This is a genomic window from Qipengyuania gaetbuli, assembly GCF_020524765.1.
Taxonomy (GTDB): Bacteria; Pseudomonadota; Alphaproteobacteria; order Sphingomonadales; family Sphingomonadaceae; genus Qipengyuania; species Qipengyuania gaetbuli_A.
Window position 1 is genome coordinate 739655 of the sequence record NZ_JAIVLR010000001.1, and the last position, 20853, is coordinate 760507.

Annotated in this window: 22 protein-coding genes; 14 read left to right on the forward strand and 8 right to left on the reverse strand. The window is 64.8% G+C overall.

The features are described from left to right. Positions 1–52: 52 nt before the first annotated feature. From LC083_RS03845 to LC083_RS03865, 5 genes are all read left to right on the forward strand, one after another. Complete coding sequence (locus tag LC083_RS03845) at positions 53–925, forward strand: MBL fold metallo-hydrolase (protein ID WP_226699251.1); 873 nt, start codon at positions 53–55, stop codon at positions 923–925. Next, on the forward strand, positions 910–1602 hold the full coding sequence (locus LC083_RS03850; protein ID WP_226699252.1) for a DUF4230 domain-containing protein: 693 nt from the start codon (positions 910–912) through the stop codon (positions 1600–1602). Before LC083_RS03845 ends, LC083_RS03850 begins: the two co-directional genes overlap by 16 nt. Before the next feature lie 81 nt (positions 1603–1683). Then, positions 1684–2466, forward strand: coding sequence for a hypothetical protein (locus LC083_RS03855; RefSeq protein ID WP_226699253.1), 783 nt, complete (start codon positions 1684–1686; stop codon positions 2464–2466). A 70-nt stretch (positions 2467–2536) separates the two neighbouring features. Continuing rightward, positions 2537–3523, forward strand: a complete 987-nt coding sequence (gene nadA / locus LC083_RS03860; RefSeq protein WP_226699254.1) for a quinolinate synthase NadA — start codon at positions 2537–2539, stop codon at positions 3521–3523. Positions 3524–3557: 34 nt separating this feature from the next. Continuing rightward, positions 3558–4874 (forward strand): DUF2254 domain-containing protein, encoded by a 1317-nt coding sequence (locus LC083_RS03865; protein WP_226699255.1) that lies wholly within the window; start codon positions 3558–3560, stop codon positions 4872–4874. A 3-nt stretch (positions 4875–4877) separates the two neighbouring features. Here the strand turns inward: LC083_RS03865 and LC083_RS03870 are convergent, their stop codons facing one another. Then, complete coding sequence (locus LC083_RS03870; RefSeq protein ID WP_226699256.1) at positions 4878–5795, reverse strand: DMT family transporter; 918 nt, start codon at positions 5793–5795, stop codon at positions 4878–4880. 56 nt (positions 5796–5851) lie between these two features. On the opposite strand from LC083_RS03870, the gene LC083_RS03875 reads away from it, so the two are divergent. Together LC083_RS03875 and LC083_RS03880 are read left to right on the forward strand one after the other, a co-directional pair. Beyond that, positions 5852–6964 (forward strand): alkene reductase, encoded by a 1113-nt coding sequence (locus tag LC083_RS03875; protein WP_226699257.1) that lies wholly within the window; start codon positions 5852–5854, stop codon positions 6962–6964. 42 nt (positions 6965–7006) lie between these two features. Beyond that, positions 7007–7882 (forward strand): HpcH/HpaI aldolase/citrate lyase family protein, encoded by an 876-nt coding sequence (locus LC083_RS03880; protein ID WP_226699258.1) that lies wholly within the window; start codon positions 7007–7009, stop codon positions 7880–7882. Here the strand turns inward: LC083_RS03880 and LC083_RS03885 are convergent. Both LC083_RS03885 and lipB read right to left on the reverse strand, forming a co-directional pair. Further along, entirely contained in the window at positions 7879–8199 is a 321-nt protein-coding gene (locus LC083_RS03885; protein WP_226699259.1) for a hypothetical protein, read from the reverse strand. The two genes, LC083_RS03880 and LC083_RS03885, sit on opposite strands and share 4 nt — an antisense overlap. Beyond that, positions 8196–8867, reverse strand: a complete 672-nt coding sequence (lipB, locus tag LC083_RS03890) for a lipoyl(octanoyl) transferase LipB (RefSeq protein WP_226699260.1) — start codon at positions 8865–8867, stop codon at positions 8196–8198. The genes LC083_RS03885 and lipB overlap by 4 nt, the downstream gene beginning before the upstream one ends. A 59-nt stretch (positions 8868–8926) precedes the next feature. Between lipB and LC083_RS03895 the strand changes: the two genes are divergently transcribed. Next, positions 8927–9754 (forward strand): glycerophosphoryl diester phosphodiesterase membrane domain-containing protein, encoded by an 828-nt coding sequence (locus LC083_RS03895; protein ID WP_226699261.1) that lies wholly within the window; start codon positions 8927–8929, stop codon positions 9752–9754. On the opposite strand, the gene LC083_RS03900 is transcribed toward LC083_RS03895, so the two are convergent. Continuing rightward, a complete protein-coding gene (locus LC083_RS03900; RefSeq protein WP_226699262.1) occupies positions 9751–10386 on the reverse strand; it encodes a class I SAM-dependent methyltransferase in 636 nt (211 codons plus the stop codon). The two genes, LC083_RS03895 and LC083_RS03900, sit on opposite strands and share 4 nt — an antisense overlap. 95 nt (positions 10387–10481) lie before the next feature. Here LC083_RS03900 and LC083_RS03905 point away from each other — a divergent pair, with 95 nt between their 5' ends. After that, complete coding sequence (locus LC083_RS03905) at positions 10482–11843, forward strand: MFS transporter (RefSeq protein WP_226699263.1); 1362 nt, start codon at positions 10482–10484, stop codon at positions 11841–11843. Here LC083_RS03905 and LC083_RS03910 read toward each other — a convergent pair. After that, a complete protein-coding gene (locus LC083_RS03910) occupies positions 11840–12184 on the reverse strand; it encodes an arsenate reductase family protein (protein ID WP_226699264.1) in 345 nt (114 codons plus the stop codon). The two genes, LC083_RS03905 and LC083_RS03910, sit on opposite strands and share 4 nt — an antisense overlap. Before the next feature lie 169 nt (positions 12185–12353). Here LC083_RS03910 and LC083_RS03915 point away from each other — a divergent pair, with 169 nt between their 5' ends. Continuing rightward, a complete protein-coding gene (locus LC083_RS03915) occupies positions 12354–14459 on the forward strand; it encodes a TonB-dependent receptor (RefSeq protein WP_226699265.1) in 2106 nt (701 codons plus the stop codon). A 69-nt stretch (positions 14460–14528) separates the two neighbouring features. On the opposite strand, the gene LC083_RS03920 is transcribed toward LC083_RS03915, so the two are convergent. From LC083_RS03920 to LC083_RS03930, 3 genes are read right to left on the reverse strand one after another with little or no spacing between them, the layout of a single operon-like run. Then, positions 14529–15086: a (2Fe-2S)-binding protein gene (locus LC083_RS03920; protein ID WP_224831124.1), complete on the reverse strand. Its 558-nt coding sequence runs from the start codon at positions 15084–15086 to the stop codon at positions 14529–14531. A 13-nt stretch (positions 15087–15099) separates the two neighbouring features. Continuing rightward, entirely contained in the window at positions 15100–15312 is a 213-nt protein-coding gene (locus LC083_RS03925; RefSeq protein ID WP_226699266.1) for a hypothetical protein, read from the reverse strand. Further along, the gene (locus LC083_RS03930) at positions 15312–16076 is read right to left on the reverse strand and encodes a class II aldolase/adducin family protein (protein WP_160608154.1); all 765 of its coding nucleotides are present in this window, start codon (positions 16074–16076) and stop codon (positions 15312–15314) included. Before LC083_RS03930 ends, LC083_RS03925 begins: the two co-directional genes overlap by 1 nt. Before the next feature lie 122 nt (positions 16077–16198). Here LC083_RS03930 and LC083_RS03935 point away from each other — a divergent pair, with 122 nt between their 5' ends. Genes LC083_RS03935 through LC083_RS03950 form a run of 4 tightly spaced genes read left to right on the forward strand, consistent with a single transcriptional unit; the run spans position 16199 to position 20848 of the window. Beyond that, entirely contained in the window at positions 16199–17575 is a 1377-nt protein-coding gene (locus LC083_RS03935; RefSeq protein WP_226699267.1) for an MATE family efflux transporter, read from the forward strand. Positions 17576–17623: 48 nt separating this feature from the next. Beyond that, entirely contained in the window at positions 17624–19996 is a 2373-nt protein-coding gene (locus LC083_RS03940; protein ID WP_226699268.1) for a chemotaxis protein CheA, read from the forward strand. Next, positions 19993–20427, forward strand: coding sequence for a chemotaxis protein CheW (locus LC083_RS03945; RefSeq protein WP_226699269.1), 435 nt, complete (start codon positions 19993–19995; stop codon positions 20425–20427). Before LC083_RS03940 ends, LC083_RS03945 begins: the two co-directional genes overlap by 4 nt. A gap of 55 nt (positions 20428–20482) precedes the next feature. After that, positions 20483–20848 (forward strand): response regulator, encoded by a 366-nt coding sequence (locus tag LC083_RS03950; RefSeq protein WP_226699270.1) that lies wholly within the window; start codon positions 20483–20485, stop codon positions 20846–20848. Positions 20849–20853 lie beyond the last annotated feature (5 nt).

Here is a 20853-nt window from a genome sequence, read left to right on the forward strand (position 1 = left end):
TTCTCGCTGGCGGGTGGTGACATGAACCGCGACACCGCCCATATGCAACCCCATGGCAGGTCCTCCTCCCAAACCATGGCCCACGGGCGAGGCGCAGCAGCTGGAACCGCTGGTGCGGCGCGTGCTCGCACCCAACCCGTCGCCCTACACCTATACCGGTACGCAGACTTACGTGGTCGGGATCGGCGGCGGCTGCGCGGTCATCGATCCGGGTCCGGACGATCCCGCGCACCTGCTCGCGCTCGATGCGGCGATCGGGGAGGAGCACGTCTGCGCGATCATGTGCACGCACACGCACCGCGACCATTCGCCCGGTGCACGGCCGCTGGCCAAGCGCACCGGCGCGCCCATCGTAGGCTGTGCGCCGCTGGTGCTGGACGACAGCGGACCGCGCGCCGATGCATCCTTCGACCGGGATTACGAGCCCGACCGCGTCCTTGCCGACGGCGAGGCGATGACTGGCCCCGGCTGGACTTTGCGGGCAGTGGCGACGCCCGGCCACGTCTCGAACCACCTGTGTTTCGCCCTCGAAGAAAGCGGCGCGCTGTTCACCGGCGACCACGTCATGGGCTGGTCGACCAGCGTCGTCGTTCCGCCCGATGGCGACATGGCCGATTACATGGCGAGCCTCGAAAAGCTCTACGCGCGCGAGGACCGGGTCTATTATCCCGCCCATGGCGAGGCGATCGACAAGCCGCGCCAGCTGGTACGCGGCATGATCGGCCACCGAAGGCAACGCGAGAACCAGATCCTGAGGCACCTGCGCGACGGGCCGCACGCGGCGGGTGATTTCGTGCCCAAGATGTATCGCGGCCTCGATGAAAGGCTGCACGGCGCGGCGCGCATGTCGGTGACAGCACACCTCCTCGATTTGGAACGTCGGGGGCTGGTGCAACGTTCGGGGGACATATGGCAGACGATCTGAAGCACGCAGAACCGGGCACGGTTACCACTCCGGACCGCTACGGCGACAAGTCGCTGGCGCGGGTGCAGGCGGTTCCGTGGTTCATCGTCATCCTGCTCATCGCCGCCTGCGCATGGCTCGGCTGGCGGGCCTTCTTCTACAAGGAGGAAGGCGATCCCGTGGGCAGCGCCATGCTTGCGTTCGAGAAGCAGAACTCGCTCACCGTTTTCTCGTCGCGCTTCGAAGTCGTCGCCGAAAGCGTCGACAAGCGGGGCGTGCTGGGTGTCGACCTGCTCGAAAGCCGGCAAGCGGCCGTCATCCCGGCAACGGTCGAATACCGGCTCGACCTGTCGAACATGGACCGAGACCGTTTTGAATGGAACGCGGCGAGCGAGACGCTGACGGTGATCCTGCCCGCGCTGAAGATTTCGCGCCCCAATCTCGATGAGGCGGCGCAGACGACCTTCACCGAAGGCACCTATGTCAGCCGCGATGCCAGCAGCGACCTGGCGCGCAACAATTCGCAGCAGGCCGAACGCAAGGCTGCCGCCTTCGCCAAGAACCCGCAGGTGCTGGCGATGGCCCGTAGTGCTGCCAAGGAAGCGGTGCGCCAGAATCTCGCGATCCCGCTTCAGGTTGCCGGCTGGGAGAATATCGAGGTGGTCGTCCGCTTCGACGGGGAAAGCCCGCCCGCCTGATTGACGCCTTCTCCCCCGGCCGATACCCCTAAGACCATAAAAGATAAGGGGTCGCGGAAACTTTGGGGGGAGTAACCGACCATGGCCAGTCTTGCCGCCGGTGATCAGGCGCAGAATTCCGCGCGGGGTAATACCCGCTTCTTCACCATCATGGCGCTCGTCATGTCCTTCGTCATCGTGGCGGGCTTTTCGCTGAATCTGGCGATGGGGCGTTCGAGCTTCGACGTGCCGCTGCCCTACCATGTGCACGGCGTCATCTTCATGTCCTGGATCGGCCTCTACGTCGCCCAGCACCTGAGCGCGTCCTCGGGCAATTGGGCCTTCCACCGCAAGCTGGGCAAGGTCGCCTATGCGCTCATCCCGCTGATGGTTCTGGCCGGCAGCACGATCATGATCGTCGTCGCCCGGCGTAACGGCGGCCCGTTCTTCTTCCATGTGAACGAATTCCTCTGGAGCAACATGATGCTCCTGTGGACCTTCGGCTTCCTCGCCTTCTGGGCGCTGCGCCGGCAGCGATACACGGGATGGCACCGCCGCCTGATGCTGTGCGCCATGGCGATCCTGACCGGCCCGGGCCTTGGCCGCCTGCTGCCCCTGCCGCTGATGATCCCCAATGCCTGGCTGATCACGACGATGGCGACAATGGTCTTCCCGGTCATCGGAATGATCGCCGACAAGCGCAGCGCGGGCCGCGTGCATCCCGCCTACTGGTGGGGCCTCGGCATCTATGTCGGCGTGTTCCTCGTCTCGCTGGCGATTGCCTACAGCAGCTTCGGCATCGGCGTGACCGAAAGCGTGATCGCGGGAACGCCGGGCGCCGACCGGCCGATGGAAGCATTCCTGCCGCCGGGCTTCTCGATGTAGGCGAGGAACCCCCTCGCCTCTGCGCCCGTTCTGTCTATAAGCGCCACAAACGCATCAGACGGGACAGAGAATGACTGCCGAAACCAGCCTGCCGACCGGGGAAGACTTGCTTGCGGAGATCAACCGCCTCCGCAAGGAGAAGAACGCGATCATCCTCGCCCATTACTACCAGACCGCCGATATCCAGGATATCGCGGACTTCGTGGGCGACAGTCTGGAACTGTCGCGCAAGGCGGCGGAAACCGATGCCGACGTGATCGTGTTCTGCGGCGTGAAGTTTATGGCCGATACCGCCAAGATCCTGTCGCCCGAAAAGATCGTCGTCCTGCCCGACATGGATGCCGGCTGCAGCCTCGAAGACAGCTGCCCGCCGGAAAAGTTCAAGGCTTTCCGCGAGGCGCATCCCGATCACATCGCGCTGACCTACATCAACTGCTCGACCGAGGTGAAGGCGCTCAGCGACATTATCGTGACCAGTTCTTCGGCCGAAACGATCATCAGCCAGATCCCCGAAGGTCAGAAGATCATCTTCGGCCCCGACCGGCACCTCGGCGGTTACATGAGCCGCAAGTTCGGCCGCGACATGCTGCTGTGGCCGGGCGTGTGCATCGTGCACGAGGCCTTCAGCGAAACCGAACTGCTCAAACTGAAAGCGCAGTACCCCGATGCGCCGGTGGCCGCACACCCCGAATGCCCGCCGACCATTATCGACCATGCCGATTACGTCGGTTCGACCAGCGGCATCCTGCAGTTAGCCAAGACCTTCGAAGGCGACACGCTGATCGTGGCGACCGAACCGCACATCATCCACCAGATGGAAAAGGCGCTGCCCGAGAAGACTTTCATCGGCGCGCCGGGTGCGGACGGGAATTGCAGCTGCAATATCTGCCCCTACATGGCCCTCAACACCATGGAGAAGATGTACGCCTGCCTGCGCGACCTCGAACCGCGGATCGAGATCGAAGAAGGCCTGCGCCTGAAAGCCAAGCAGAGCCTCGACCGCATGCTCGAAATGGCTAGCGGGACGATCGGCAAGGGCGACCTCGGCAAGGTCTGAGGCACCTACTCTGCGCCCACGCGTTGGGCGCTACATGACGGCTGATATCCGCTTCTTCTGGGCGCGCCTCAACGCCAATTACTGGTTCTACCCCGCGCTCTTCTCGATCGCGGCGGCGTTGCTGGCCTTTTCCATGGTCTGGCTGGACAGGAACGGCTTTGCCGAATTCCTGAACGAGGTCGACTGGATCGTCCCCGCACGGCCCAAGGGCGCGGCGGACATGCTGACCGTGATGGCAGGCAGCATGATCGGGGTCGCTTCGACAGTGTTTTCGATCACCATTGCGGCGGTCGCCTATGCCAGCGGCAATTACGGCCCGCGCCTGCTGACCAATTTCATGGAGGACCGGGGCAACCAGCTGAGCCTTGCGACCTTCATCGGCAGCTTCGTCTATGCACTGATCGTCCTGCGCGCCGTTCGAGCGGAGGACGAGACGCCGGCTGCCCTGGCCGATGCTGCAGCCACGGCCCTGCCCGGCTTCACGCCCCAGCTTTCGCTACTGGTCGCCTACGCCTTGATGGCGCTGTGCGTCGCCGTGCTCGTGTTCTTCCTCAACCATATCCCGTCGAGCATCCGCATCAACAAGGTCCTTCAGGGGATCGGCGAGCGCCTGCTCCACACCATTCGCGACACCTATCCGGTCGAGGACGAGTTCGCCGATGCGGTCGAGCCCAAGGGCGGCGAGCCGATTACGGCGACCGGCACGGGCTATGTCCAGATGATCGACTTCGGCGGGCTGGTGGAAATCGCCCGTGGCTGCGGCTGCACCTTCTCGCTGGTCGTGCGCACCGGCGACTTCGTCCACCGTGACATGCCGCTCATGCTGATCGAAGGGTGCAAGCCGGAGAATATCGAGGACCGCGTGCGCGACTGCTACACACTCGGCGCGACAAGGACGCCCGAACAGGACCCGCAATTCCTGATCGACGAGCTGGTGGAAATCGGCCTTCGCGCCCTGTCGCCCGGGATCAACGATCCTTTCACCGCCATCAATGCCCTGCACTGGCTGGGCGCAGCGACGGCTGAGATCGGGCGCCGCGACCTGCGCAAGGACGTCTGCGGCAAGGATGAGAAGGATTGCCCCGTCATTCCTGCGCCCGACGGCTTCGACCACTATGTGAAGCGCGGCTTCGGCGCGATCCGCAGCGCGGTCGCCACCTCTCCGATTGCAGCGGAAGTCATGCTCGACACGCTCGCCAATGCGGCGATCCCCTTGAGGCACGAGGACCGGCAGGCCGTGCTGAAGTCCGAAGGCGAATTGCTCGCGCAGCAAGTGAGCGTCAGCCTGGTTGGTCCGGACCTCGCCAGGTTCGAGGCACACTATGCCGAGTTCAACCGGACCTTCTGGTAGCGATCAGCGCGGTCGCGGGGCCCTCGCCCCACCGGTCGTGCTGCGCGCAAGCACCAGCGCCGCACCGACCAGCGCCATACCCAGCACGTCCAGCGGAGCCAGCAGCTCGCCGAACACCGCCCAGCCGACACTCGCCCCGACCGCTGGTTGCAGCAGCAACGCCATGCCGATGATGAGCGGCGGGAAGTGGCGCAGCGAATAAACGAGCAGCCCCTGCCCCACCACCTGGCTGGTCAGGGCGAGGACGAAGACAGGCGTCCAGCCTGCCGCGCCCGGCCAGACGGGATCGCCATGTGCCAAGGCCATGAGCAGTAGCAGGGGCGAGGCGGCCAGGCTGACCAGCAGCAGCACGCTCCACGGGCCGAGCGCGCTCCGCGCCCGCTGTGCAGGCAGGAGATAGAAGGCGTAGAACAGGCCCGCAGCAAGGCAGAAGAGGTCGCCCACCAAGTTCGCTTTCGAGATTTCGAGACTGCGCCCGAGCAGGATCGCCGCACCCAGCAAGGCCGCCGCAACCCCTGCATATTCGCGGCCCGAGGGCGCCCGGCGCAGGGCCACCAGCCCCCAGATCATCAGGATCACGCTGCCCGAATTGCCGAACAGGACCGCATTTCCCAGCCGCGTGCGCTCTATCCCGATATGCCAGCTGGCAAGGTCGAGCGCGAAGAAGCAGCCCGCTGCGACGACCAGCAACGCCAGCCGCTTGTCGATCGGGTCGGGCGCTCTTTGCCGCCATGCCAGGAGCGCAATCAGCGGGATCGGCAGGAACAGGCGCCAGAATGCCGAGGCGACCGGACCGGTATCGGCAAGGCGCACCAGCCAGGGGCCGAGGGCGAGCGCTACATTGCCCGCAATCAGCGCGGCAAAGTGCCATGCACCGGGCTGAAAGCCATTCTTGTCGGCGATGGTGCTTGTGTCCCCCATTGCGGCTCCCTAGCTCCCCTTGCACATACAAGTCAGCAAAAAGGGACTTTGCCGCGATGCATGAAAAGCTGTTCGACCCGCTCAAAATCGGCGCCATCGAAGCGAAAAACCGGATCCTCATGGCTCCGCTCACGCGCGGCAGGTCGACCCAGCCCGGCTCGATCCCGAACGAGATGATGGCGACCTACTACCGCCAGCGGGCAAGCGCAGGCCTGATCATTTCGGAAGCCACCGGCATCAGCGTGGAAGGCCTCGGCTGGCCGGCGGCACCCGGCATCTGGAGTGACGAGCAGGTCGAAGGCTGGAAGCTGGTGACGAATGCCGTGCACGAAGAAGGCGGCGCGATCGTCCTCCAGCTGTGGCACATGGGCCGACTGGTCCACCCCGACTTCCTCGGCGGTAACCCGCCTGTCTCGGCCAGCGCCACCTGCGCGCCGGGCCATGCCCATACCTTCGAAGGCCGCAAGGATTACCAACCTGCTCGCGCGCTCGGCAAGGACGAGATCGCGCGCGTGGTGGGCGACTATCGCCATGCCGCCGAAAACGCGAAGCGCGCCGGGTTCGACGGCGTCCAGCTGCACGGCGCGAATGGCTATCTCGTCGACCAGTTCCTGCGCGACAGCAGCAATCTGCGCGACGATGAATACGGCGGCAGCCCGGAAAACCGCACCCGCTTCCTGCGCGAAGTGCTGACCGCGCTTATCGACGTGTGGGGTGCTGACCGCGTCAGCGTGCGCCTGTCGCCCAACGGCGAGACGCAGGGCTGCGACGACAGCGATCCGCCGGCGACCTTCGGCGCAGCCGCCAAGGTGGTCGAGGAACTCGGCCTCGGCTTCCTCGAACTGCGCGAGCCGGGCCCGGACGGCACCTTCGGCGCTACCGACGTGCCCAAGCAGAGCCCGCTGATCCGCCAGATCTATTCCGGACCTCTGGTGCTCAACAGCGACTACACGCCCGAACAGGCTGTCGCCGATATCGAGGCAGGGCGCTGCGATGCTGTCAGCTGGGGCCGGGATTTCATCTCCAACCCCGATTTGCCCGAACGTTTCCGGCAGGGTGCAGAGCTGCAACCCAATGTAAACGTTCCGCAAAGCTGGTACCTTCCGGGGCCGGAAGGTTACATCGATTACCCCATGCTAACCAAAAGCGAGGAAACTGTCGGCGGGTGATTCGCCCATCCCGGCGCGGATCGTCCCCTAGGAGGGTCACACATGCGCTCGTGGATCGTGGTCCCGGCAGACAAGGACAAGGCGCTGGGGCAGGTAGCTGGCTCGGGCGCGGACGCGGTCGTCATCGACCTCGCCCGCGCCGCCAGCGAGGACACCAAGCAACATACCCGGCTGGCCGCGCGTGACTGGCTGGTGTCGCACCGCTCGCAAGTGGTGGCGGCGCGCAGTTTCGCGCGCTGGGTACGCATCGGCCCCGTGTCGAGCCCGCACTGGCGCGCCGATCTGGAGGCCGCGATGGAAGGCGCGCCCGACGGCGTAATCCTGGCCGAATGCATCGGCACCGACGAAGTCCAGCAGTTTGCCGCGGCGCTCTATGAATGCGAAGGCCGTGCAGGCGTGCGCAGCGGCGCGACGAAGATCATTCCCGAACTCGGTGCCAATCCTGCCGCGGCCCTGCACCTCAAACCCTTTGCCGAGGAAATCCATGCCCGCATTGTCGGGCTTGGCTGGGATGCCGCAGCGCTCGCCCGTTCGCTCGGCGCGCGGCGAATGCGCGGACCGGGCGGGCTGTGGACCGATGCGCTGGCCTATGTCCGCGGGCAGGTCCTGCTGGCCGCCCATGCGCAGGGGCTGATGGCGATCGAGGCGGGCTTTCGCGACACGCGCGATGCCGAGGGCGCAAAACGCGCAGCGCTCGCCGCGCGCGGAGACGGGTTCAGCGGCATGATCGCCGTCCATCCCTCGCAAGTGGAAGCGATCAATTCCGCTTTTGCGCCCACATCGGAGGAAATCGCCGAAGCGCGCGAGATCGTCGGCCTGTTCGCGCTCAATCCGGGCGCAGAGGCGCTCCCGTCACGCGGCCGCTATGTCAGGCAGGGCGACCTCGCACGCGCGCGGAAGCTGCTCGGCGAGGATTAGGCCTCCGGCTCCGCCTCTTCGGCGGGTTCGGGCTGAGCCTCCTCTTCGGGCGCTGCATCGGCATCGCCCCCTTCCTCGTCACCCTCTTCACCGGTCGCATCCTCGCTATCGCCGGAAGAGCCCTCGCTGGGTGCCTGCCGCAGCGGAGGGGCCTGCGAGGTGACGGTATCGAGCGGAAGCATGGAATCGTCGATCGTTCCGCCGAGCACTTCGCCCTCGGCACGGTGCGCATCGCCTGCTGCATCCGCTTCGTCGGCCTGCTCCTGGCAGGCGGCAAGGGTCAGCGCCCCGAGTGCGATAATCGTCAGTCGCTTCATGGCAGCGCGCATTCCTTTCCTTCGAGCGCGGCGAGGAAATCGCCTGCCCGCCGCTTCAATGCCTCATCGAAGGCATCAGGCGCAATATCGTGGCCGAGCCGCGCCATGCTGGTGACGCCGAATTCGTCGATCCCGCAGGGCACGATGCCGGTGAAGTGGGTGAGATCGGGGGCAAGGTTCACGGAGAAGCCGTGCATCGTCACCCAGCGACGCACGCGCACGCCGATGGCGCCGATCTTGGCCTCGCGCCCGTCGATGTCGCGCGTCCATATGCCGATCCGACCGTCGCTGCGCCAGCATTCGACGCCGAGGTCGCCGAGCGTGGCGATCACCCAGCCTTCCACCGAGTGGACGAAGCAGCGCACATCGCGTCCCCGCGACTTGAGATCGAGCATCAGGTAGCCGACGCGCTGGCCCGGGCCGTGGTAGGTGTATCTCCCTCCGCGCCCTGCCTCGACCACTTCGAAGCGCGGGTCGAGCAGTTCGGCCCCGTCGGCGCTGGTCCCCGCGGTATAGACCGGCGGGTGCTCGAGCAGCCACACCAGTTCCTGCGCCTCGCCTTCGGACACGGCCTTGTTGCGCGCCTCCATCGCCGCGAGCGCGTCGCGATAGGGCACCTGCCCCTTCTCGGCACGCCATTCGACGGTTTCGGTGAGCATTTCGGACATGGGGAATTGCGTGGCGACGCAAGTCGCGCTTATCAAGAGCGAAAGAGAGGGGTTCGGCGATGAAATTCGATTTCGACAAGGGCTGGAACGAGGCACTGGCGCTCATCAAGGGCAATTTCAGCCTGCTGGCGACGATCGCGGGCGTGCTGATCTTCCTGCCATCGGCCTTCGCCGCGATCATCTTCCCGAGCGCGAGCATCGAATCCTCGCTCGAAGGCTCGACCCAGCCGACCATGGAGCAATTGCAGGGCGCTCTGGTGACGATGTTCAGCGAGTACTGGTGGCTGTTCCTCGGCGTGTTCCTGCTCACCAGTCTCGCCCAGCTGGCCATGCTGGCACTGCTGCGCCGTCGTTCGTCTCCGACCGTGGGCGAGGCACTGGCATCGGGGGCATCGCTGCTGCCGTCCTTCATCGGCGCATACCTGCTGCAGGTCCTCGCCTATCTCGCGCCGATCTTCGTGCTGATCAGCCTGCCCGCCGCGCTCGGCCTCAAACCCGTTGCGCTGCTCGGCGCGCTCTTCGCCATTCCGCTGGTCGTCTACATCAGCATCAAGCTGTCCCTCTCCACGCCCATCATCGGCATTGAGGGAGAACGCAACCCGGTGGCTGCGCTCAAGCGGTCCTGGGCCATGACCAAGGGCAATTCGCTGCGGCTGCTGGCCTTCTTCATCCTGCTGGTGGTCGCGGCCGCCGTGCTGGTGCTGATCCTTGGCTGGATCGTCGGCCTGGTCTTCGCGCTCGGCGGGGAGGAAGCCTCGAGCTTCGGCGCGGCGCTTTCGGCAGGGCTCATCGATGCCCTTGGCGCGGTCTTCGTGGTGAGCATCTTGGCTGCAATCCACGCGCAGCTTTCGCGCCTGTCCGCAGCAGATACGGGTGAAGAGGCCTAGCCCTTCGGTTCCTTCCAGCCCCAGAAAAGCTGGCAGGGAAGCACGTTCAACAGTTCGAAGCCGTTTTCGATACGCTCGAAATGGGGCGCCATGAAATCGCGCGCCTTGGCCGAGAACTGGTAGACGAGGAATGCGCCACCCGGGCGGATGACGCGGTAGGTCGCCGCCGCGATGGCGGGACCGATGCCTGCGGGCAGCGTCGAGAAGGGCAGGCCGGACAGGACGTAGTCGGCATGGTCGTGACCATGTGCCTTCACGATGTCCTCCACATCCGCGGCAGATCCATGCACGGCCGAAAACCGGCTGTCGCGGAAATGCTTGCGCAGGTAGTCGATGTAGAGCGGGTTGGTGTCGATCACGATCAGCGAACCGTCACGCGGCAGGCGGTCGAGCACGGCCTGGCAGAAGGTGCCCACGCCCGGCCCGTATTCGACGAACAGCTTGCATTCGTCCCATTTCACCGGCGCCAGCATTTTCTCGATGGTGAAGCGCGAGGAGGGGATGATAGAGCCGACCATCTTGGGATGTTCGACAAAGCCGCGGAAGAACACGCCCCACTGGCCGAAAAAGCGTGCGGCCTTTTCCTTGAAATTGCGCCGCGGGAGCGCCGGGGCATTGTCGTAACCGGTCAAGACTGACCCCTCTTTCGACGATAAGACAGATACTTCGTCTGGCAGTGCGCCTGCGCCATTGCAAGGGCGCGTGGAGCAGCGTAGCCGCTTATCCCATGGCCGAAGCCGATCCGTCCGACGCCGTGACGTCACCGCTCCCGGTGCGCCAGCCGTCGATTTCGCGCGGGCGCATGACGCTGCTGTTCGCGGTCATGCTGACCACGGCGGCCGGCAATACGGCCATGCAGTCGGTCATGCCGTCCATCGGCACGGCCCTGCAGATCGACGACGTGTGGATCAGCCTCGCCTACAGCTGGTCGGCATTGCTCTGGGTGTTCTGCGCGCCGCTCTGGGCCGAACGGTCCGACCGCCGGGGCCGCAAGGCGATGATGGCGCTGGGACTGGTGGGGTTCATCGCCAGCTTCGCGCTGTGCGGCCTGATGCTCTGGCTCGGCCTTGCCGGATATATCGGCGCGTTCTGGGCGCTGATCCTGTTCGCTGCAGCGCGTAGCCTTTATGGCGGTTTCGGCAGCGCGGCGCCGCCTGCGGTACAGGCCTATGTCGCCAGCCGCACCCCGCGTTCTGAACGCACGCAGGCGCTGTCGCTGATCGCGTCGAGCTTTGGCCTCGGCACAGTCATCGGTCCTGCCCTTGCGCCGCTGATGGTGCTGCCCTTCATCGGGCTGACCGGCCCGTTCCTGATCTTCTCGCTGATGGGCGTGGCCACGCTGATCGCGCTTCGCTGGAAGCTGCCCAATGACGAGCCGCAGTTCCCCGCACGCGGCAAGACCTACGACCCGTCCTATTCGGGCAGCCCCACGGCCGATTTCTCCGCCAATTCCGAAGACGGGGACGAAGACGAGGAAGAAGTCGAGCCGCACAAGCTGCGCTGGTTCGAACCAAGGCTGCGCCCCTGGGTCGTGGTCGGCCTGCTGGGCGGGCACGCACAGGCCATGGTGCTCGGCATTGCAGGCTTCCTCGTGCTCGACCGGCTGGGCCTGCGCGCCACGCCCGCAGAAGGCACCGGTCCTGTCGGCCTCGTGCTGATGGCGGGTGCGATCGCCACATTGCTGGCGCAGTGGGGCTTGATCCCGCGGCTGAACCTGGGCCCGAGAGCAGCGACACTTTCGGGCATTGCGATTGCCGGCTTCGGCGTCGCCATGCTCGGCGTTGCCGGCAATATCCATTCGATCGCACTGGCCTTTGCCGTCGCTTCATTGGGCTTCGGGCTGTTCCGTCCCGGCTCGACCTCCGGCACGTCGCTGGCGGTCACCCGCGCCGAGCAGGGTCAGGCGTCCGGCGTCACGGCCTCGGTCGCAGGTGCCAGTTACATCTACGCACCCGCGCTGGGCGTTTGGCTATACGGCCATTCGGACTGGCTGGGCTTCGGCCTGATCGTGGCCATCTGCGCCATCGTCTTCGTCTACGGCTGGCTCACCCTGCAGATGGACAGCAGGCTGACGCAGGACCGCCGCTAGAGGATTTCGAGGACCGTGTCCTGCGGGCGGCAGAGGCGCACGCCCTTGTCGGTTTCCACCAGCGGACGTTCGATCAGGATCGGGTCTGCCACCATGGCTTCGAGCACAGTGCCGGCATCGGCATCCGGCAGACCGCGTTCCTCGGCATCGGTTCCGCGCAGGCGCAGGCCCTGGTTCGGAGTGATCCCTGCGTCGCGGTAGAGCTGCGCGAGCTTTTCCCTGGTCGGCGGGTCCTTGAGATACTCGACGACCTCGACATCGACCTTTGACAGGTTCTCGAGAATGGCCAGCGTTTTGCGCGAAGTGCCGCACTTCGGGTTGTGCCAGATGGTCGCTTTCATGGTGTCTCCTTCTCCTTGAAGCGCGCTCTAATCGACTGAACCTATCAGTCAAACGCAGTGTTGCGATTTTTTCACCGGCGATTGCGCAATTGAAGGTTGCTAATGCGAATGGCTCGCAATAGCAGGGGCTCACGTTTTGAGAATCAATCGCAAGAACAGAAAGAAGTCCATGAAAGTCTCCACGCTCGCCCTGCTCGCAGCCGGAACCGCCCTCGCCACCCCCGCATTCGCGGCCGAGGAAGTGCAGCCCGACCGCGACTACCTGCCCGCCGACATCGTGGTCAGCGGCGACCGGGACGAAGGCTATGCCAACGAGGACGGATCGACTGCCACCAAGACGCCGACCCCGCTGATCGACGTTCCGCAGGCCGTCAGCTTCATCACCGAAGACCAGCTGGAAGACCAGGCGATCCGCCAGCTCAACGACGCGCTGCGTTATGTTCCGGGCATCAGCATGGAAACCGGCGAAGGCCACCGCGACGAAGTCTTCATCCGCGGCCAGGAAACGACCGCCGATTTCTATATCGACGGGCTGCGCGACGATGCGCAGTACTACCGCCCGCTCTACAACATCGAGCGCGTCGAAGTGCTCAAGGGCGCCAACGCCCTGATCTTCGGCCGCGGTGCCGGCGGCGGCGCGATCAACCGCGTGGCGAAACGCGCCAAGCTGGGCGAGAACTTCATTTCCGGCGAAGCATCGGTCGACACTTTCAGCGCGTTCGACGTCACTGCCGATGTCAACCAGTCGCTGACCGACGGCGTGGCCCTGCGCCTCAATGCCGCTTACGAGGAATTCGACAACGACCGCGATTTCTACGAAGGCCGCTTCATCGGTTTCTCGCCCACGCTGACTGCAGCGCTCGGCCCCGACACCACGCTTGTCGCCAGCTACACCTATGACGACGACAGCCGCGTCACTGACCGCGGCGTCCCGGCGCTCGGTACCGTCCCGCTGCAGGGCTATGACAGCACCTTCTTCGGCGATAGCGACTTCAATCGCGCCGAAGCGCAGGTCCACATCGGCCGCGTCCGGCTGGAACACGACTTCAACGGCGGCCTTACTGCCAATGCCACGGTCCAGTTCGCCGATTACGACAAGGTCTACGCCAATCTCGTGCCTTCCAGCACCGATGGCACCACCGTCTTCCTGAGCGGCTACGAAGACGCCCAGCAGCGCACCAACTGGATCGGCCAGGCCAACCTGGTCTGGGAAGCCGAAATGGGTTCGGACATCGCATCGACCATCCTGTTCGGTGTCGAGGCGAGCAGGCAGGATTCGGCCAACCAGCGCAGCACGGTCGGCTTCACCCGTGCACCGGGCGTGGACGGCCTGGCGCCGAACCAGACCCCGCTGACCGACGTGCTTTTCATCCCGCCCTTCCAGCTGAACCCGGTATCGCGTTCGCGCCAGAGCGACCTCGAAACCCTTTCGGTCTATGTGCAGGAACAGCTCGAAATCGGCGACCATATCGAACTCGTCGGCGGCCTGCGCTGGGATCGCTTCGACCTCAAGACCGAGGACCTCCTGGGCGGACCCGCTGCCGATCGCGTCGACGAGAAGTTCAGCCCGCGCATAGGCCTGATCGTCAAGCCGACGCCCGACCTGTCGCTCTACGCCTCCTATTCGGAAAGTTTCCTGCCGCAGGCGGGCGACCAGTTCTTCATCCTCTCGCAGGGTGATGCCCAGTTCGATCCGGAAAAGTTCACCAATTACGAAATCGGCGCAAAGTGGGCCCCGCTCGACAAGGTGCTGGTCAATGCCGCGATCTTCCGCCTCGAACGCACCAATATCCAGGCCCCCTCGCCGACCGACCCGACGCTGACCGTGCTGGCCGGTGAAAGCCGCGTCGAAGGGTTCGAGATCAGCGCGGTCGGCGAAATCGCCGATTTCTGGAAGGCCAATCTCGGCTACACCTATCTCGACGGCGAATTGCTCAACGAGAACGCGTTCGGCGATGCCGGCCAGCGCCTCCAGCAGCTGCCCAAGCACTCGATCAGCGCGTGGAACCGCTTCGACGTGAACGAACAGCTGGGCTTCGGCCTCGGCGTCATCCACCAGTCGGAACAGTATGCCAGCTTCTCGAACACGGTCGTGCTGCCGAGCTACTGGCGCGTCGATGCGGCCGCCTATTACACGGTCAGCGACCGCCTGAGCTTCCAGCTCAATATCGAGAACCTGTTCGACGAGGATTACTACCCCTCGGCCCACGGCAACAACAACATCCAGCCGGGCGAGCCGCTGAGCGCACGTATCGGCGTCCGCTTCGAGATCTGATCCCGGAGCAGCGCTTGTCAGGAAAATGGCGGCGGCGGGGAAACCTGCCGCCGCTTTTTCATGATTGAATCAATTGCGCGGCTTTGCGGGCGCCTGTCCGGACAGTGCCGGGACTTCGCGGGCCGCATCCTCGCTGCTGATGCCGGGGGCCGGCGCGGCGCTGATGCGCTCCTGCCGCCTTGCGACACGGCCTGCCCGCTGGATGGCGCGGACAAGGCGCGGATAGACGCCGCAGCGGCACAGGTTTGGAACCGCTGCCTTGATATCCTCTTCCGAGGCGGCCGGATTACGGTTGATCAGCGCTGCGGCCGCCATGACGATCCCCGGCGTACAGAAACCGCACTGGATCGCCTGTTCCGCCACCAGCGCCTGCTGGACGGGGTGCGAACGGTCCCCGCTCAGCCCCTCGATCGTAGTGACGAACCGCCCTTCCGCCTCGCCGATGGTGACAAGGCACGAGCGCAGCGCTTCACCGTCGATATGGACCATGCAGGCGCCGCAATCGCCGGTCCCGCAGCCATATTTCGACCCCGTCAGATTGGCGGCATCGCGCAGCGCCCACAGCAGGGGCGTATCGTCGTCCATCAGGAATTCGACCGGACGGTCGTTTACGGTCATGCGGGACATGGTTGGATGCGGCTCAGTTCGCGTAGCTTTCTAGGTAGCCGCACTTGTTGCAGCGGAATTTCGAAATCGCCAGCACGCTTTTGCGGTTGGCTCTCAATCCCCACCAGCGTGTGTCGGGCTTGCCCGGATGCCAGCCCGCCACGTGGTTTTCGCCGTAACCGCGATCGACGCCGAAGCCTTCCTCCATCCGCCCGTCGCATTTCGGGCAGGATTTCGCAGCCGCCATCAGCTCATCCAGCTGTCGTCGATCTTGGAGACTCGCCGCTTCCATGCCTCGAAGTCGAACACGCCCGCGCCGCCCTGGCTCGCCATGACGGCGAGGTCGCGCTGGTGGACGTCGACCACTTCCTGCGAGATCACATTGGCCTCGCCCTGCGACAGGGTTGCGACCTGGATTTCGCAGGCGCGCTGCAGCGCCCACATCTTCACGAACATGCCGGGGATTGTCTTGTCCATCACCACCGGCCCGTGGTTGCGCAGCATCAGGATCGAGTGATCGCCGAGATTCTCTACCAGGCGGTCGCCCTCTTCGGCACGCACGGTCACGCCTTCGAAATCATGGTAGCCGATCTGGCCCTGGAAATTGCAGGCATAGAAATTGGTCGGGACCAGCCCGTTCTTGTGGCTGCACACCGCCATCGTCGCCGTGGTGTGCACATGGCAGATGGCCGTCGCCTTTTCGCCAAGATGCTTGTGGAAGTGGGCGTGCTGGGTGAAGCCTGCCTTGTTCACCATGTACTGCGAGTGGCCGACGTTGTTGCCCTCGACATCGATCTTCACCAGGTTCGAGGCGGTGACTTCGTCATACAGCAGCCCGAACGGGTTGATCAGAAAGGTGTCCTTTTCGCCCGGCACGGCAACCGAAATGTGGTTGTAGATGCTCTCACCCCAGCCGAGGTGGTCGAAGATGCGATAGCACGCCGCCAGGTCCTGCCGGACCTTCCATTCGGCTTCGGTACATTCGAACTTGGGCTTCATCTGGGTTGCCATGGGGACTCTCCTCCGGGTTTCTATTTGCAACCTCTATCGCACGCCCGCGCGTGGAGGGGCAAGCACTCTGGCGCAATTGGGCGCTTCCCATGCGCGCCCTGCCCCGCTAGCGCTGCCAGCCGATGAGCGAGACGGCAAAACTGACGCGGGGCAGCATTGTCGGCCATCTCGTGGGGCAGACCGCACCCATGATCATCGGCGTTGCCGCGATCATGTCGGTCGGCCTGATCGACGCCTATTTCATCGGCCAGCTGGGTTCGCAGGAACTGGCGGCGGTCAGCTTCATCTTCCCGATCACCATCGCGATCTCCAGCCTTGGGGTCGGCGTGATGGTCGGCATCAACTCGGTCATTGCCCGGGCACTTGGCGAAGGCGATGTCGAACGGGCGGAAAGACGCGCCAATTTCGGTGCGGTCTTCGCGCTCGGCACGGGGGTCGTACTGGGACTGGTCCTCTATGCCCTGCTGGACCCGCTGTTCCGCCTGATGCAGGCAAGCGATGCGCTGCTGCCGCTGATCCGCGCCTATATGCAGCCCTATGCGTTGGGTCTCCCGGTCCTGCTGCTGCAAATGGGCCTCAACGGCGTGCTGCGCGGCCAAGGCGAGGCGCGCAAGACCAGTTACGTGTCCATTACCTTTGCAGTGGCGAACTGGATCCTCGACCCGATCCTGATCACTGGCGCTTTCGGATTTGCCGGCTTCGGCATCGCGGGCGCGGCCTATGCCTCGATCATTGGCTTCGGAATCGCGATCCTGATGGCGCTCTACCTCATCAGCAAGGCACAGCTGCCCATCCACCCTTCCTCAATCCGAACCTGCAACATCAAGGATTCGAGCCGCGCGATCCTGAGCGTGGCCGGGCCGGCGGCTTTCGCCAACGCCATCAACCCGATCGGCCTGTCCGTCCTCACCGCCCTGCTGGCCTCGCAAGGGGAAGCCGCGGTTGCAGGCTTTGGCGCAGCGGGTCGGCTTCAGAGCTTCGCCACCGTACCGCTGCTTGCCCTGTCGGGTTCGATCGGCGCCATCGTCGGGCAGAACTGGGGCGCGCGTATGCCCGACCGGTCGCGCGCGGCGATGAAATGGGCGGCAGGCTTCTGCCTCTTCTACGGCCTTGCGACCGCCATCCTCCTGTACCTGACAGGGGGCTGGTTCGCGCAGTTCTTTACCGAGGATCCCGAGGTCGTGGCCGAGTTCGAGAACTACCTTGCCATCTCGGTCTGGGGTTATGCAGGCTTCGGGCTGCTCATTACGGCGAACGGCGCGCTTAACGCCGTCGATCGAGCCGGCCTTGCGCTGACGCAGAGCGCCGCGCGCGTGTTCCTCGTCATGCTGCCCTTCGGCTGGTTGCTCCGCCCGGCATGGGGCGCAGGCGCCATTTACGGTGCAGAACTGGTCGCAAACCTGCTGGGCGGCGGGCTTGCCGCCTTCATCGCGTGGCGGGTGCTGCGCGCAGGGCCGGACCGCAACGGCGGCGAGGTTTCCAGCCAAACCAAACGTTAACCATCTTCGTCCATAGCGAACCCCAGATACAGGGGACCCGCGAAAATCATGGACGAGTTGCTGGCCGATTTCATCGCTGAAACGCGCGAAATGCTGGAGCAGAGCGGCACCGAGCTGGTCGCCTGGGAAGCTGATCCGTCCGACAAGGCGCGCATCGACACGATTTTCCGCTTCGTCCACACGGTCAAGGGCAACTGCGGCTTCTTCGACTTCCCGCAGCTGGAACGGCTCAGTCACGCGGCCGAGGACGCGCTGGCCGAATGCCGCGCCGGTCGCCGCGAACCCGACAGCGCGCTTGTTTCCGCAGTGCTCGCCATCATCGACCGTATCGGCGCCATGACCGATGCCATCGAAGCGGGCGAGGAACTGGGCGGCAAGGAAGACGACGCGCTGATCGCGGCGCTCGATGCGGGCGGCCCGACCGAAATCCAGAGTGACGTCACCGTCCAGCACGAAGTAGTAGACGAGGCGAGCGAAGACGCGCCGGCCAAGGGCCAGCGGCAGTCCGTGCAGCGGTCCATTCGCCTGCCCGTCGACCTGCTCGACGAGGTGATGAAGGGCGTCTCCGACATGGTGCTCGCCCGCAACGACCTTGCGCGCCGCCTGCGCGAAGCGGGCGAACAGCCGACCATCGACGGCCCTTTCGAGCGCCTGTCCGCAATCCTTGCCGATGTGCGCACCTCGATCACGCGGATGCGGATGCAGCGCCTCGAGCACCTGTTCTCCTCGCTCCCGCGCCTCGTTCGTGACCTGTCGAACGAACTCGGCAAGCAGGTCATGGTCGATTTTGAGGGCGGCGAAGTGGAGCTCGACCGCGAGATGATCGAGATGGTCCGCGACCCGCTGACCCACATCATCCGCAATGCCATCGACCACGGGATCGAGAAGCCTGTCGACCGGCTCAAGAAGGGCAAGCGCGAGATCGGCCTGATGCGCTTCGCCGCGCGCCAGTCGGGCAACCAGATCAGCCTGCTCGTGACCGACGACGGCAATGGCATCGACGTCGACCGCCTGACGGAAAAGGCTGTTGCAGCAGGCATCTACAGCCAGTCCGAAATCAAGCAGATGTCGCAGGCGCAAAAGCTCCAGCTCATCTTCGAGCCGGGCCTTTCCACTGCGGCCGAGGTCAGTTCGATCTCCGGCCGGGGCGTCGGCATGGATGTCGTGCGCTCCAACCTCGAACGCGTCGGCGGTTCCATCGCCGTGTCGAGCAAGCCGGGCGAGGGAACCAGCTTCCATCTCCAGCTTCCGCTGACCCTGTCGATCATTGCCGCGCTCACGGTCAGCAGCGACGGTCAGCACTACGCCCTGCCGCGCAGCTATATCGAGGAAATCGTCTTCGGCAGCTCAAGCAGCGTCGAATTCGCCGAGGCTGGCGAGCGCCGCCTGGTGACCTTCCGCGGCCGCCGCGTACCCTGCATCTCGCTTGCCGATGTCCTCGGCACCGAAAGCAACGAGCGCTGCGACTGGGAAAGCAAGACGCTGGTCCTGATCCGCCTTGCCAGCGACGATGTCTTCGCGCTCGCAGTCGACCGGGTCCACGACCACGAGGACGTCGTGGTCAAGCCGATCGCCCCGGCGATCATGGCCACCAGGCTCTATGCCGGCACGACCCTGCTCGACGACGGCAGCCCGATGATGCTGATCGACCTGCCGAGCATTGCGCAGATGCGCGGCCTTGTCGGCGAGTTGCGTTCCAAGCCTGCGGTCATCGAAGAAACGCAGGACAAGGAAGAAAAGGCGGCGACGCCGGTCATGCTTTTCGCCGGGCTCGACGGCCGCAAGCGCGCCGTGCGCCTCGAACTGGTTCGCCGCATCGACACGGTCTACGCCGACGCTTTTGATATCGAAGGCGAACGCGCACAGGCCGTTATCGAAGGCCGTATTTTCCCGCTCGCCGGTATCGAACACGGTGCCCTGCCCGCCGACCGCTGCCGCTTGCTGCGCCTTTCGGACGGGGAAAGCGAAGTGGTTTATGCCGTCTCCGAAGTGCTCGACGCAGCCGAGATGACGGAAGAGATCGTGCCGTCCGCCAACGATCACTCGATCGAAGGCGTCACGCTGATCGGCGGAAAGCCGGTCCCGCTGATCGACGGACATACGCTGTTCCAGCGCCACGGCGTCCCGCAGCGCGGTAATAGCCCGCTGGTCTGCCGCCTGCCGCAGGACAGCGAATGGGCGCGCACCATCCTCGAACCGCTGGTGGTAGCCGCCGGCTATCGCATTGCCGGTGACGCAGAAGAAGAGGCCGATCTCGCCATCGCGCTCGCCGGGGATACCGCCGACGAGACGGCGGGTGCCCGCGAAACGGTGCGCCTCCGCCCCGATCCCGAAGATACCGGCGACGGCTCCATCTATCGCTACGACCGCGACGGCCTGATGGCCGTGCTCAAGCGGGTCCGCACCGGGAGGGCGGCATGAACGAACTGCTTCTGATGTGCACCATCGCCGGTCGCCGCGCAGCGATCCCTGCCCTGCGTGTCCAGTCGGTCCTCGAGATCGATACCATTACTCCGATCCCCGGCACCTGTGCCTATGTGTGCGGCATCACGCCGCTGCGCAGCCAGGCGCTGACCGTGATCGACTGTTCGCTGGCGCTGGGCTTCGACCAGCCCAGCAACTCGCCCGAACGCCGGGCGGCGGTGATCGAGCATGACGGCCACACCTATGCCCTGCTGGTCGATGCGGCCGAAGACGTGGCGCAAGCAACCAGCGATCCCGTCGCCATTCCGGGCGGCTTGGGCGAAGGCTGGCAGCGTGCCGCCATCGGCATGGTGGAGACCGAAAGCGGTCCGGTCGTACTGGTCGACGTAGAAACGATCATTGCGGGTCCACCCGCGCTTGCAGCTTAAGCGATTGGTTACCGCCATTGGTTATGAAGCGGATTGAAACTCAAGGAACTCCCACATGAAGACCTGCCTCATCATCGACGATTCGCGCGTTATCCGTAAGGTGTCCCGGCACATTCTCGAATCGCTCGAATTCTCCGTGGACGAGGCGGAGAACGGCAAGGAAGGCCTGGACAAGTGCCAGGTCCACATGCCCGACGTCATCCTGCTGGACTGGAACATGCCGGTCATGACGGGCATCGAGTTCATCACCCAGCTGCGCAAGCATGAAGGCGGCGACAAGCCCAAGGTCGTCTTCTGCACGACGGAAAACGATGTCGCGCACATCCGCGAGGCGATCAGTGCCGGGGCTGACGAATACGTCATGAAGCCGTTCGATCACGAAACCCTGCAGATCAAGCTCCAGCTTGTCGGCATGGCCTGATCCGG